The 13,773-nt window shown below is 28.9% G+C and carries 12 protein-coding genes; 4 read left to right on the top strand and 8 right to left on the bottom strand.

Annotated elements, in window-relative coordinates; genetic code table 11:
• Nucleotides 1–6 precede the first annotated feature (6 nt).
• The 5 genes from QIA00_RS03435 to QIA00_RS03415 form a co-directional block, all read right to left on the bottom strand.
• Nucleotides 7–1,908, bottom strand: a complete 1,902-nt coding sequence (locus QIA00_RS03435; RefSeq protein WP_301427433.1) for a methyl-accepting chemotaxis protein — start codon at nt 1,906–1,908, stop codon at nt 7–9.
• 30 nt (nt 1,909–1,938) lie between these two features.
• Nucleotides 1,939–4,203, bottom strand: a complete 2,265-nt coding sequence (locus tag QIA00_RS03430) for a methyl-accepting chemotaxis protein (RefSeq protein ID WP_316257480.1) — start codon at nt 4,201–4,203, stop codon at nt 1,939–1,941.
• Between the two features lie 154 nt (nt 4,204–4,357).
• Nucleotides 4,358–5,284, bottom strand: a complete 927-nt coding sequence (locus QIA00_RS03425; protein ID WP_316257478.1) for an ABC transporter permease — start codon at nt 5,282–5,284, stop codon at nt 4,358–4,360.
• Entirely contained in the window at nt 5,256–6,407 is a 1,152-nt protein-coding gene (locus QIA00_RS03420; protein WP_316257476.1) for an ABC transporter permease, read from the bottom strand. The genes QIA00_RS03425 and QIA00_RS03420 overlap by 29 nt, the downstream gene beginning before the upstream one ends.
• A complete protein-coding gene (locus tag QIA00_RS03415; RefSeq protein WP_316257474.1) occupies nt 6,408–8,018 on the bottom strand; it encodes an ABC transporter ATP-binding protein in 1,611 nt (536 codons plus the stop codon).
• Nucleotides 8,019–8,276: 258 nt separating this feature from the next.
• Here QIA00_RS03415 and QIA00_RS03410 point away from each other — a divergent pair, with 258 nt between their 5' ends.
• The 4 genes from QIA00_RS03410 to QIA00_RS03395 are packed head-to-tail and all read left to right on the top strand — an operon-like array spanning nt 8,277 to nt 11,351.
• On the top strand, nt 8,277–8,939 hold the full coding sequence (locus QIA00_RS03410) for an HAD family hydrolase (RefSeq protein WP_316257472.1): 663 nt from the start codon (nt 8,277–8,279) through the stop codon (nt 8,937–8,939).
• On the top strand, nt 8,936–9,799 hold the full coding sequence (locus tag QIA00_RS03405) for a hypothetical protein (RefSeq protein WP_316257471.1): 864 nt from the start codon (nt 8,936–8,938) through the stop codon (nt 9,797–9,799). Before QIA00_RS03410 ends, QIA00_RS03405 begins: the two co-directional genes overlap by 4 nt.
• Nucleotides 9,793–10,839, top strand: coding sequence for a hypothetical protein (locus tag QIA00_RS03400; RefSeq protein ID WP_316257469.1), 1,047 nt, complete (start codon nt 9,793–9,795; stop codon nt 10,837–10,839). Before QIA00_RS03405 ends, QIA00_RS03400 begins: the two co-directional genes overlap by 7 nt.
• Nucleotides 10,836–11,351, top strand: coding sequence for a hypothetical protein (locus QIA00_RS03395; RefSeq protein WP_316257468.1), 516 nt, complete (start codon nt 10,836–10,838; stop codon nt 11,349–11,351). Before QIA00_RS03400 ends, QIA00_RS03395 begins: the two co-directional genes overlap by 4 nt.
• A gap of 40 nt (nt 11,352–11,391) precedes the next feature.
• Here QIA00_RS03395 and QIA00_RS03390 read toward each other — a convergent pair whose 3' ends face one another.
• From QIA00_RS03390 to QIA00_RS03380, 3 genes are read right to left on the bottom strand one after another with little or no spacing between them, the layout of a single operon-like run.
• On the bottom strand, nt 11,392–11,832 hold the full coding sequence (locus QIA00_RS03390; protein WP_002557259.1) for a response regulator: 441 nt from the start codon (nt 11,830–11,832) through the stop codon (nt 11,392–11,394).
• Between the two features lie 39 nt (nt 11,833–11,871).
• Nucleotides 11,872–12,357: a chemotaxis protein CheX gene (locus tag QIA00_RS03385; RefSeq protein ID WP_002557258.1), complete on the bottom strand. Its 486-nt coding sequence runs from the start codon at nt 12,355–12,357 to the stop codon at nt 11,872–11,874.
• 11 nt (nt 12,358–12,368) lie between these two features.
• Nucleotides 12,369–13,769 (bottom strand): CheR family methyltransferase, encoded by a 1,401-nt coding sequence (locus QIA00_RS03380; protein WP_316257466.1) that lies wholly within the window; start codon nt 13,767–13,769, stop codon nt 12,369–12,371.
• Between the last annotated feature and the right edge of the window lie 4 nt (nt 13,770–13,773).

Genomic DNA, 13,773 nt, shown 5'->3' with positions numbered 1-13,773 from the left:
TTCAACTTACTTTTCGATCTTAAAGTAATCAACGGATTCTTTTAAATCTTTTACACTCTCTAACATCTTTTCAGACATTGCAGAAAGCTCTTCACTACTTGAAGCTGTAGTCTGAACTAACTGGCTAACTTGCTCTATTGCATTTTTAAATTGCTCTATTTGAACACTTTGCTTATAGCTTTCATTAGAAATATTTTTTACAAGTCTGGCCGTTTGTTCCATACCAGGAACTATTTGTTCAAAATTTTCCCCAGCACGGCTTGCAACAGTTAAGCTTCTGTTTGCAATATCAATAATCTCTTTTGCTGATTCTTTGCTTTGATCTGCAAGCTTTCTAACCTCAGCAGCTACAACTTCAAACCCCTTACCTTTTTCTCCAACTCGTGCAGCTTCAATTGAGGCATTTAAAGCAAGTAAATTAGTTTGTCTTGTTATCTCATCAATAATTCCAATTTTTTCAGTAATTACAGTCATTGCCTCAATAGCTTTAACAACAGATTTATGCCCCTCTTTAGTCCTTTCATTAGTATTAACAGCAATTTTTTCAGTAGTAGATGCATTTTCAGTATTCTCAGAAACACCTTGTGATATTTGCTCAATATTTGCTGTCATTTGCTCTAAAGTAGAAGCCTGCTCAACAGCACCAGAACTCAAATTCTGACTTGCATTTGCTATTTGAATCGCATTTTCATAAAGGTAATCTAGATTTTCAATGACTCCTTTTGCAACTGAAGAAAAATTGGTTCTCAATTGCTCAAGACCTTCGTACAAACTATATAGCTCTACAGTATCCCACTTACCAAAATTAATATCAGCAGTAAAATTACCAGAAGCAAGTCGCTCAGAATATTCTAGTATCTTGTTCAAAGAAGAGCTTAACTTTTTCACAAGATAAAGAGTTGCAATAGCAAGCATAAGCAATGTAAATACAAAACTAATTGCTAAGATTATAGTTGTAGCTCGAGACATGTAATTAAAATCATCCTCTGAAGTTCTCATTAAAAGAATAAATCTATTGTTAGACAATTTTAATAACACCTTTTGACTAATTCCCACATATTTCTTACTGCTATTAGGATCATAATAATATACAGTTGAAATTTCTTTATTCTTTTGCAACAAATCCTCAGATGTTTTCTTAATAATATTGGAATAAGAAGCACTAATATCGGTCAAAACATCGCCTGGCAATACTGTATGATGAACCAATAATCTACCCGTAGTATCATAAGCTAGTGCACGACCGCTAGAGAGTATTCCAAAATTAATTCCCCTAAAAGACCTATGTATATAATCCATTGAATAAAAAAACATAAAATAACCAAAAATGTCATCTGTTTCAAAATCTCTTAATGGGATACCTATTAATATGTAAGGAATCTGGCCTTTTTTATTTTTTATCTTGGAGATATCTTTAACTAAAGACTCCTCAATAGACCCAGGATCTGCCAACATGACAAAGGAATTGTAAACAATACTTTGAGACTCTTTAAGCTTTGTAAAATATTCTCTATCCCCAATAGATTTGCCAAAATCGCTATTATCCTTAACAGCCGTAGTAAAAACTATTTTACCTTCTTTGTTTGTAACCATCATATTACTGCCGGTTTGAACAAGAATTTCAGATTGATCTGAAATAAAACTCAATCTTTTGGATTTAATTTTACTAGCTTCATTAAATTTTTCAACAGAGTTAAAATACATAGAACTAACCCTAACTTTCTCTTCCATTGAAGAAATATAAAGGTTAAAAGAATTTTTAATGTTTCCAATAAGATTCATCATAAGATCAAACTGCTGATCTACTAATTTACTATTAATCATCATTCCAAAAATAAAAAACAAAATTGATATAAAGAATGCTATAAGAACAAGAACAAGTAGCAACATCCTAGCTTTCAGCTTCATACTAACCACCTCTTTCACAAAAAATAAATTCTAAAACTCTGAAAAATCATCATCAAAATTTAAATCCTTATCAGCAATATCAATAGCTTTTTTAGGATCAACTCGCTTATTAATACTTCTTACAGAAGGCTCGTTCTCAATATCTAAAGAATAATTATTATGCCCACCACTTCCATTTGAAGTAGAAATTTCATTACTTTTCAAATTTTGATTTTCATCTTTATTAAAAGAATTTTCAGGACAATCCATTAACCTAAAGTCATAATCGTCTTCTTCCAGATTCTCAATCGTAGAATCTTTAATTTTGAAAAATAATACAGATTTTCTAAGCTCTTTAGATTTTTCTAACATTTTATCGGACATGCTAGAAAGTTGCTCACTACTTGAAGCTGAAGACTGAACAACTTCTCCAACCTGGTCTAAAGCCATTTTAAATTGAGCAATCTGATCGCTTTGCTTAGAGCTACCTTCTGAAATTTTCTTAACAAGATTGGCCGTTTCTTCAATTTCAGGTAACATTTCTTTAAATATTACCCCCGCCTCGGTTGCTACCCTAGAGTTATCTTCAACTAATTCCCCAATCTCAAGAGCTGAAATTTTACTAAGATCGGCCAACTTTCTAATCTCACTAGCCACAACAGCAAATCCTTTGCCTTCATCACCTGCCCTTGCAGCTTCAATAGCTGCATTCAAAGCAAGTAAATTGGTCTTTCTAGCTATTTCTTCAATAACACTAACTTTCTCTACAATATCTTGCATAGCAATAACAGATTCTTCTACTGCCTTGCCGCCTATCTGAGAATTTTCATTCGTTTTTAAAGCTATTTGTTCTGTTTCATAAGAATTATTAGCGCTCATATTAACACCTGAAGCTATTTGCTCAACATTAGCTGACATCTCTTCAAGAGCAGATGCCTGCTGTAACGCGCTAGAGCTTAAATTTTGACTTGAGCTGGCAACTTCTAAGCTCGCCTTATTTACATAACTAATATTTCTCAAAACACTTGCAATCGCTACAGAAATAGCTTTTTTCATTTTCACAACCTGAAGACTCAACATTCCAAGCTCGTCAAAAACATTATCATCATCAAGAGCATAATCTTTATTTAAATTCCCTTTAACCATATCTTGAACTAAAACTCTAATTGTATTTAAACGAAAACTAATAATCTTATCTATTCTTGTTAAAAGAACAAAGCTTAACACAATAATACCTAAGACAGAATATAAGACATACTGAAGTCTTAAACTAGATATTACTCCATAAATATCTTTATAGGGAAGTCGAGCAATAAGTACTCCGCTCTTCTCTCCCAACTTACTACCTATGGGCAACAGCGCATAGTAACACTCTTCTCCCATTTCGGACAAAAATATTCTATCAATGGTATAAACCGACACTTCGGTGGGAATATTTGATAAAAGAGGCGGCTTAGAAAAAACATCTTTAAGAACATTTAAAAATTTAGAACTAACCCTGCTGGTTTCATTGTATTCTTCAAAAGGATTAACTGCTATATTATTAGGATCCACATAAATAAAATTACCTCTTTTATAAAAACCGAATCTAAATCTATCAAAACTATCTGCTAAAACATCATTAAGTAGATATCCAGCTAAATACCCGCAAACAAGCTTATCTTCTGGAGAGTATACAGGCACAATGATTGCAAAAGCCTTTTTTTCGCTTTGTCTAGACCTGATAGCAACTTCTGCGGCTATTCCTTCAGAAAGATTTGAATACCAGCCTATAAATTTTAATTGGCTTTGTCTATAATCCTCAACAGCTTTTTTAAAATAATTGGTATTGGCCTCAGAATGGCCAAAATCCATATTATTCTCATGCCTTGTGCTAACAATTATTCTTCCCTCAAAATCAAAAAAAGCGAATTCTTCAAAAAAGGTATCATTTTTAAGATTGGACATAAAATTATATAAATGTTGTCGATATTTTTTACTCACCTTTACAGAATCAATAACAAATTTTGAATTTTTTCTTAAATCTATCAATTCAGACTCAGAGAAATCTTTCCCTCTATTCTCAGAAATTGCAAATTCTGATATGGTTTCGAGTGCCAAATTAGAAGCCGCACCATTAATTATGACATACAAAGTATCTAAAAAAGATTGCGTAGAAAAAGCTGCCCTTCTTACTTGTGCCCTTGTAAGCTGCTTATAATAATCTTCCAAATAACCACATAAAACAAAGTTAAAAATCATGGAAAAAAGCAATAGTATAAAAATTAAAAACAATAATAAAAATCCAACAAAACTGTATTTAAGCTTCAACAACATAATAAACTACCTCACAAATCATCTACTTATTTAATCAAACAAACTCAAGACTAAAGGGTATCAAAAAAAAACTTACAGCAAAAAATCAAAAACTCTTAAAAAATTAAAAGAATTTTTATAATATGAAAAACAAATTATAAACTATTATTAACTGCTAATGCTTTTTATAGGGCACTCCTAAGAATTTAGGCGCATAATTTCTTTTTGAAAAAAAGATAAGACTTAAAATAATAATTAAATATGGAGTAATAACTAACATTTTGGGAGGCATTATTAAAGACAAAAAGGGCAATTGAGCCAAGACAATTGACAAAGTTTTCATAAATGAAAACAAAAAACTGCCCATTAAAACTCCCAAAGGCGTCCATTTTCCAAAAATTAACATTACAATAGCAATAAAACCCTGTCCCCCTGTAACCCCTTGCACATAGCTTGATGCAACCACTGTTGTAAGAACAGCACCCGAAACTCCCGCTAAAAAACCACTTAAAAGAACACAAAAAAATCTAATTTTCTTTACACTAACTCCCACAGATTCTAACACCTCTGGATTTTCCCCGCTAGCATTAATTCTAAGCCCAATTTTAGTGTATTTGAAAACAATATGAAATAAAATTACACTTATGATTGCTATGTATACGGAATATCTTTTACCAAAAATTTGGAAAATAAAAGATTTTTTGCTTAAAATTCCATCAAAAAGTATCGGCAACTTTATTTCTATAGGTGGAGTTGAAATAGAAGAAAAAATCAAAGTACTTATAAAAACAGCAATAGCAGGTCCTAAAAAATTAAGCGCCATTCCAGTTATAATTTGATCCGATTTTAAAAAAATTGTAAAAACAGCGTGCAAAATAGCAAGCATAAGCCCCGCTAGTCCACCAGCAAAAATTGAAAATAACGGATCATTTGTAAAATATGCAACTGTAGCTCCTGAAAATGCTCCTATTGTCATTATTCCTTCAAGCCCAATATTAATAATTCCACATTTCTCGCTTATAAGACCCCCAAGACCAGCTAAAATCAAGGTTTGAGAATTTATTAGAGTTTCACTAATCAAGAATATTATTATATTTGACACGCTTAACACCTTTTAAAACAATTTTATTTAAAAAATAGCTAGCAGAAATTATAAGAACAATTATTCCCATCATCAAAGATACAATTGAAGATGGAAGGCCCATTAAACTTTGAACCCTACTACTTCCATAAAGCAACATAGAAAAAAGAATGCTTGAAAATATTATGCCAATTGGTGAATTGTTTCCCATAAGAGAAGCAGCTATCCCATTAAAACCAATTCCCTCCATATAAGATAGCTTAAATATAGCTCTATTAACACCCATAAGCTGAATAGCACCAGCAAGGCCTGCAATAGCCGCTGAGAGAAACATTGAAAAAACTAGTACAGTTTTTACATTAATCCCCATACATCTTGAAGCTTCAATATTGCTTCCTGTGGCATTTATTTTAAATCCAATAATAGTTTTATTAAGCAAAAACCATATTAAAATAGCAAAAATTATACCTAAAATTATCCCAAAATGAAGAGGCGCTTTTAAAAGCTCATTAACAAACGGATGAGAAGACCTATAAGCAAGCCCTTCTGGGGAGAGTTTCCAAGAAGCTAAAAAATCAATATATGCACTTTCTTTAATGGGTTTCGAAAAATCACTATTATCTTTTTTAATAAAACTAAAATCTAAAATTATATTATTCAAATAAAATAATATCCAATTGAACATTATTCCTGAAATCACTTCGCTAATATTGAATTTAGCTTTTAAATATCCAATTAAAATTCCCAAACTGCCTGACGCTAAAAAAGTAATAATAAAAATAGCAATTACATGTAAAATTGGAGGCAAATCAAGCAAAACTGATGCCATTAAAGCAACAATGGATCCTAATATAAACTGCCCCTCAACCCCAATATTAAAAAGACCCGCTTTTAAAGAAATAGCAATAGAAAGGCCTGTAAAAATTAAGGGAGCTGAATAACTTAAAACATAACCTAAATGTTTGGGAGAAGAAAATATAATCTCTAATATTATAAAATACATTCTAAAAGGAGAATGACCAAGCGCCATCACCACTAGTCCAACAATTAAAAATCCAAAAAATAGAGCAAATACACTAACAAATGCTGAAGAATTTAAAAACTTCAACATAAATTTACTAAATACGTTTTTACTAATTTTCATTTAGTTTAAACCTATCATCATTTTACCAATAACATCAATATCAAAATTGTCCTCTAAGATACCCACTATCTTTCCGTCATGCATTACAGCTATCCTGTCGCAAACATTAACAAGCTCATCAAGCTCAAGAGAAACCAATAAAACAGATCTGCCTGCATCTCTTTGCTCTATTATTCTTTTGTAAATATTCTCAACAGCCCCAACATCAAGGCCTCTTGTGGGCTGAATAGCCAAAAGAATATCTGGCTCTAAATTAATCTCACGAGCAACAATAACTTTTTGCTGATTGCCCCCAGATAAATACTTTACCTTGTTTAAAATATCTCTTGGTCTAATATCAAAATAACTTACAAGTTGATTGCTCAATTTCCTTAAAATATTAAGATCAAACCCCACAAATTGTCTTTTAACCTTATCAAATTGATTTTTAATAAAATTGAAAAAATTGAATTTCAAATCAAAATTATTCTTTGAATTAATTTTTTTTAATCTCAAATAATCAGGATCATCAAAACTTTTAAGTCCAATATTTTGCATAACATTAAATTCTAAAATAAGGCCGTGTTTTTGCCTGTCAGAAGGAATATTTCCAATTTTTTTATCTATTCTTTGTTTAATAGTTAAACCTTTTAAAGATTCTAAACTCCCTGAAGAATTTTTTTTCAAAATATCACCCTTAAATATGCTTTTCAAACCCAAAATTGCATCAACTAAATCCTCCTGACCACTTCCCTCAATACCTGATATCCCAAGAATTTCTCCATTTCTCAGATCAAGATTAACGTCTTTAACTTTCAAAACTCCTCTCTCATCTTTAACACTTAAATTTTTTATTTCAAGGACATTAAAATGATTTTCAAATTTAATTTTAGATGAGCGAAGTGCAACTTCTTTTCCTATCATTAATGTTGTAAGATCTTTGTCATCAATCTCAGCAATATTAACAGTTTTTACAACCTTACCAAGACGCATAATTGTGCATTTCTTTGCAATAGATCTAATTTCTTTTATTTTATGAGTAATAAGTATTACAGTATGCCCCTCTTGCGTGAGCACCTTTAAAATATTCATAAAATCATCAACTTCACTTGGAGCAAGCACTGCTGTAGGTTCATCAAAAATAATAATATCTGCATTTCGATAAAGAACTTTCAATATCTCTATTTTTTGTTCCATACCAACACTTAAGTCCTCAACCTTTTTTTGTAAATCTACCTTTAAACCATACCTTTCCGAGAGAGAACTTATCTTTTTTCTAGCTTGTTTGTAATCAAGAAAACCAAATTTGGAATTTTCATATCCTAAAATAATGTTTTGAACAGCAGTAAATTGCGGAATTAACATAAAATGCTGGAAAACCATTCCAATACCATTTCGAATAGCTTCGCTTGAATCTTTAAAGCTTATTTCTTGCCCTTTTAAAATAATTCGGCCACTATTTATTTGATGAATCCCATAAATAGTTTTCATTAGGGTAGTCTTTCCGGCACCATTTTCTCCAAGAATAGCATGAACCTCGCCTGACTTAAATTTAATAGAAATATTATCATTGGCAATAAAATCACCATACCTTTTTGTAATATTTTCTAATACTAGTACATCTTCTTTCATCAAGCTTTAGCCCTAATAAATATCAAACACAAACGACTTACAATATTTTATTCTAATGAAACATTGTAAAGCTTAAAATTTATATTTTCAATAGCATTTTAAATTTTAATAAACAAAATAAATTATCTATAAAAATTAATTATTTATAAAAATTAATTGCTAATAAATGAAAAATGCTTAAAATATAAAAACCTTAATAAAGAGAGCAAATTAATGTTAAAATAAAAGAATAAATAAATTATTACAAAAGAGAGTATTATGAAAATCAAAGCCTGCATTTTTGATATGGATGGAACACTGGTAAATAGCATAATGGATATTGCATTCTCAATGAATTCTGCTCTTTCAAACTTAGGATACAGTAAAATAGAACTAAGCAAATTCAATGCCCTTGTTGGCAGAGGATTTAACAAGTTTGTAATAGACACTCTAAAGCTATTATCTCTTGAACATAATAATCCTAATTTACAAGAAAAACTTTACAAAGAATTTGTTAAAGAATACAATAAAAACCTTTCATTCCAAACAAAACCATATGAAAATATAAAATCCCTTTTAGAAACTATGAATAAACTTAACATTCCAATTGGAATTTTAAGTAATAAGAACCACGAAGAATTAATAAATTTGGTAAAAAATATTTTTGGAAATATATCTTTTTTTGAAATCAGGGGTTATTCAAAAAAATTTCCACCAAAGCCAGATCCTGAGAATGCCCTTGATATGATATTAGAATTAAATGTCCAAAAAGAAGAAATTGCATATATTGGAGACAGCGATGTGGATATGCTAACTGCACTAAACGCTGGATTTATACCAATAGGGGTTTCTTGGGGATTTAGAAGTGTTCAAGAATTAAAAGAAAGTGGAGCAAAACATATAATACACAACCCACTTGAACTATTGGACCTAATAAAATGAATACAAAACCATATTTTCCTTATCTATATCATTATCTATTCAATCATGAAAGCATAAGAAGTTTATCTGCCATAGAAAAAGAAATTGAAATGCTTAACTATTTAAAAGAAAACAAAAAAACTATTGCTACATTCATTAAAAATGATTTTGAATCAGAAATAAAAGACCTAATTCAATACGTCAAAGATAAAACAGATATAATGATCACACCATTTATTTTATCTGGTATTGAAGCTATTGATTTTAACATTGTAAAACCTCTTTTTAGTAAAGAATTGACAAAAAACGACTTAAATTTAATATTTAACTTTGTCAAAGTCAACTCGTCTTTAAGAAAAGAATTCTTTTATAATTTTAATGCTATAAGCAATGGATACATTACCTTTTATATAAACAAGCTATTTGAAGGAAAAAACTCTTATACAATATATTTAATACAAAAGGAAAATAAAGCACTTTATTCATCAGACATCATAAAAAATTATATAAAGATACTACTTCTCTTAAAAGTATTGGTAATTAAATACTGCTTTGAAAAAGGGATAGAGCTTACTACTAAAAACATTGAATCAACTTCAAAAGCAATAAGCAATGATACTGATTTTCTAGACGAAAAAACAGCCAAGCTTATAATTGAAAGCTTTTTCAAATATGAGACTTTACAAACAATGTCCCCAATTTCAACATTAATTGCCATTTTTTCAGCCAGAGCAAGAACTCCAAAATATAAAAATAATCCGATTAAAGGTTTTATTGGATATGATGAAAGTTGGTTTTCAATAAAACAATCGAGTTCTAAAGAATATGATTCAAGAATCATAAAAGAATTATCAGAAATAGCCAAGGGAAATAAATGGTAAAAAAATTTTCAATTTTCTTAAAAGCAATAATAATTTTTTCAATATTTGAACTTTTAATCGAAGAGCTCTCAATAATTCTTTTTTTACCATACAAAATACGATTTGCACTAATATTTCTTGGTTTCCTATTTGACACAATTTTTATTTTCATTTTTTTATACAAAATAACCAAGGCTTACCTTTCTCAAAGATTAGAAATCTATGTCAGAAACAATCTATTCTTCGATATAATTCACTGCCTTATCCCTTTAGCATTTTATAGCTCATATCAGCTTAAAAACATAATTGTCGCTCATGAAACAATATTAAACCCAATAATGCTATCACTTTTCAAGTTAAGATTTTTAAGACTCCTTAGGTTTAATGATCTAATAATAGAAATATATTATAATTCAAAAGAAAAGAACCTAATACTAATAGCATTTGCTAGAACATTTTCAATGAGTTTATTATTACCATTTACATTTTTTATAATAATATCAAGCTCAAAAATTGTAAATTCAATACCAGAAAAACAAGAATTTAATATTATTAAAAATATATCAATAATAAATGAAAAAGCTTACATTAAAGAAAAATATCCCTTCATCTTAATAATTAAGGAAAAAGATGACATAATATACTCAAAATCAGACGAAATATTTGTTTACTACAGTCCTAGTGAATACAGAGTAATAGAAATAGAGAAAACAAAATTTTATATAGATAAATATTTGCAAAGAAAAAGCGATTCTATTCTTGGAATTTTTCTATTTACATTGTTTGCATCATTTACTATTTTTTTAATGAATTTTTATAAATTTTTTAAAGCAAGTTTTTTAAATCCCATTATTTTAATGACAAAAATTTTACAAGACCCATTAGAATATCGAAAAATTCAAATTCCTTTTACTTTAAGCGAAGAAAAAGTATATGAACTTGTAAAATCATTTAACAATCTTTTACTAAAAGAAAAATTAAACGCAAAGCGAAAAAGCAAAATACCTTTAGAAATTGAAAAATTAAAAAAAATAATTAATAAAAACCAGGAAATAAAATGAAAATTCAAATAATTATAGTACTACTTACATTGTTGAATTTTCAACTTAACGCCAGACTTTTGGACTTCTCAATTGAAAAAAGAGCAGATGAAGAAATAAAAAAATATTCGTCTTACAATTTAATTTTAGAAAAAGAATACTATACCAATTTCCCAACAAGCGAAATAGAAAAAAATATTTACAAACTAACAGAACATTTTGTAAAAAGCATAATGCTCAATAAAACTAATTACAGCCTATTAAATTCAAACTACAAAGAAGTAAATAAATATCTAATTCAAAGCGAACTTATTGATAAAAAATTTTTAAAATATAAAATATTTAAAATTAAAAATATAAATGGGATTTTTAAAAGCTATTCACTAATATACACAAAAAAAGGATTTTATAAATTAGAGCTTTACATAGAAAACAATGCAGAACCTCTAAAAATATTTAACCTTAACATTACTTATTTTTTAAAGAATTTAGATAAAATAAGTAATGAAATGATTTTTTTCCCAAGGGAATGAAAATAATAAAATTAAAGTATGAACTTTTTTTATAAATAATTTATTTAACAAATACAGACATTACTCTTTGCAGAACCTTTGCCCTATCCAATGGTTTAACAATAAATGTTTTTGCTCCTTTTATTAAGCAATCCTTAACTAATTGTTCTTTTCCTAAAGCAGATATCATTATCACTCTAGCATTTTTATCAAATTCCATAATATTAGAAAGACAAGTTATTCCGTCCATTTTTGGCATGGTAATATCAAGAGTGACAATATCAATATTAGGATAATGATTCTTGTATTTTATCACAGCCTCCTCTCCATCAGCTGCCGTATCAATAATATTAAAGCCCTCTGATGTAAAAATTTGAGTAAGCTGCTTTACAGTAAAAACAGAGTCATCAACAATTAAAACATTAAAAGGAATGCCTGTATCATAATTGATTCCCCTAGGCTTAGATGAAGAATCTGCAGCAATTGTAGTCTTTTGGATCATATTAACCTCTCTTTTCTAATAAAAAGAATTTTTTTCATATCAAACCCTCTCTCTTATTGCAATATTAACTTCTATAATTTTACCATCAGGCAAAGAAAAAGGAACAATTAAAGCCTCAGAACCTTTATTACTTATTTTCATATTTTCTCCATAAATAAAAGCTGGAGGAGTTATATCAAATACAAAACCTTTGGCATGCAAAGTAGTAACAAAATTTCCAGCAATAATGTTGCCAACCTCAGTTAGAGTTGCAGCAACCATCTCTTTTGTTTCTTCATCATCAAAATCATCATACTCTTCAAAATTTAATTTAGAAGCAACAAAAAGAGCTGTTTCTATATCCATATCAATAATTATACTACCCTCAACAGACCCAGCAAGTCCTACTATTACAGAAACACCTTTTATCTTTTGATTTATTGACTTAAGACCGGGTTTACCCATTTCTATATTCTCAACAAGCAACATATCTCTTAAAACCGAAGAAGCAGCATCCAAAAATGGCTCTATATAATCTATTCTCATTAATTTCTCCTTTAGACTTTCCTGTACAAGTTAAAATATTTTGTGGATTTTTCTTTTATAAAAACATCATTATTTTTAAGCTCTTCGTTATCTCCCAAAACCAAAAGAGCCTCTTTAATAGCTTTAGAAGCAATGATATTTAAAATTAAAATTTGATCTTTACTATCCAAGAAACATAAAACATCTTTTAAAAAAATCATTCCCAAATTATCAGGCAAATCTGAAAAAAGAGCATCGGAATATTCAAACAAAACATTACTTAGAATTTCTGACTTAAATTTATAAACTCCAGGACTTTGTTCAAAAGAGTTCTTACGGTAAATTTCACTAATGCTAATTTCTGGCTCTGAAAACATCAACTTAGAAGTTTCAACAACTTTTGATAAATCATTATCAATGGCTGTCAACTTAAAAGGTTTTACATAATATTCAGACAAAGCATTGGCTAAAGCCATAGTCTCCTTTCCACTACCACAACCAATTTCCAATACATTGAAAATAGAATTTAAGTTATTCATAAAATTTAAGCGACTCATAACAATTTCATTTTTAAATTCTTCCAAACAATCAGCTCCCCACAAATTTCCCGATGATTTTGAATAAAATTCATTTAAAAAACTATCGTAAGGCAAGTAATCAGCATCAACCATATTAAATTTTACTCCAACTTTTTCCAAAAACACATCATTTACTAAAGAAGCATTAAACGAATATTTCAAAAGATTTTTTTTAATATTTTCCAAATTAAAAGTTGCAGTATTGCTTAGAGTTGAATTTTCATTGTTGTCATCATTTTTTGAAGAAACCTTATTGAGAAAATCACTCTTATAATTTTCCAGCATATCTAAATTATCACAATCGCTTAAAAAGTCGCTTTTTTCAACAAAATTTTGACCGGGTTTTAACAACTTTTCTTCTTCACCATAATTAAAAATTTTAAAAACATTAAGAAGTATATAAAGCTTTTCGTTATAATCTACAATGCCCTTTATATAGTTTATTAAAGAATCCTGAGATAAAACTGGGTGCGGATCTTGAATAAGGCTAGAATCTATTGAAAAAACATTATTAATTTTATCAACAATTACCCCTATAAGAAGGTCTTCGTTTTTTAAAACCATAATATCTTCAAGATCTTTTTTATTAAATTCTAAATTAAACATTATTCTAAGATCTATAATGGGAATTATTTCGCCCCGTAAATTATCAAGCCCAGCTACATACTTTTTAGCATTTGGAACATAAGTAAAATTACTAGATTTTCTAATTTCTTTAACCTGCATAATGTCTACTAAATAATGATCCGAACCAAGCTCAAAAGAAACAACTTTAAAATCAAAATTGGTCAATTTAGAATTAGAATTTTTATCATCTAAAATTTTGGGTCCAAAATAAATTTCTTTTATCTGCACAAGA

This window comes from Borreliella americana (assembly GCF_032595795.2).
In the GTDB taxonomy this organism is placed as follows: domain Bacteria; phylum Spirochaetota; class Spirochaetia; order Borreliales; family Borreliaceae; genus Borreliella; species Borreliella americana.
The sequence above is the reverse complement of the archived record's forward strand: the minus strand, read 5'-3'. Positions and strand labels throughout refer to the sequence as shown.

Bases quoted from the DNA above. Each gene is read 5' to 3' on its own strand.
- QIA00_RS03435 (WP_301427433.1), bottom strand. From the start codon at position 1,908: ATGAAGCTGAAAGCTAGGATGTTGCTACTTGTTCTTGTTCTTATAGCA.
- QIA00_RS03430 (WP_316257480.1), bottom strand. From the start codon at position 4,203: ATGTTGTTGAAGCTTAAATACAGTTTTGTTGGATTTTTATTATTGTTT.
- QIA00_RS03420 (WP_316257476.1), bottom strand. From the start codon at position 6,407: ATGAAAATTAGTAAAAACGTATTTAGTAAATTTATGTTGAAGTTTTTA.
- QIA00_RS03415 (WP_316257474.1), bottom strand. From the start codon at position 8,018: ATGAAAGAAGATGTACTAGTATTAGAAAATATTACAAAAAGGTATGGT.
- QIA00_RS03410 (WP_316257472.1), top strand. From the start codon at position 8,277: ATGAAAATCAAAGCCTGCATTTTTGATATGGATGGAACACTGGTAAAT.
- QIA00_RS03405 (WP_316257471.1), top strand. From the start codon at position 8,936: ATGAATACAAAACCATATTTTCCTTATCTATATCATTATCTATTCAAT.
- QIA00_RS03400 (WP_316257469.1), top strand. From the start codon at position 9,793: ATGGTAAAAAAATTTTCAATTTTCTTAAAAGCAATAATAATTTTTTCA.
- QIA00_RS03395 (WP_316257468.1), top strand. From the start codon at position 10,836: ATGAAAATTCAAATAATTATAGTACTACTTACATTGTTGAATTTTCAA.
- QIA00_RS03390 (WP_002557259.1), bottom strand. From the start codon at position 11,832: ATGATCCAAAAGACTACAATTGCTGCAGATTCTTCATCTAAGCCTAGG.
- QIA00_RS03385 (WP_002557258.1), bottom strand. From the start codon at position 12,357: ATGAGAATAGATTATATAGAGCCATTTTTGGATGCTGCTTCTTCGGTT.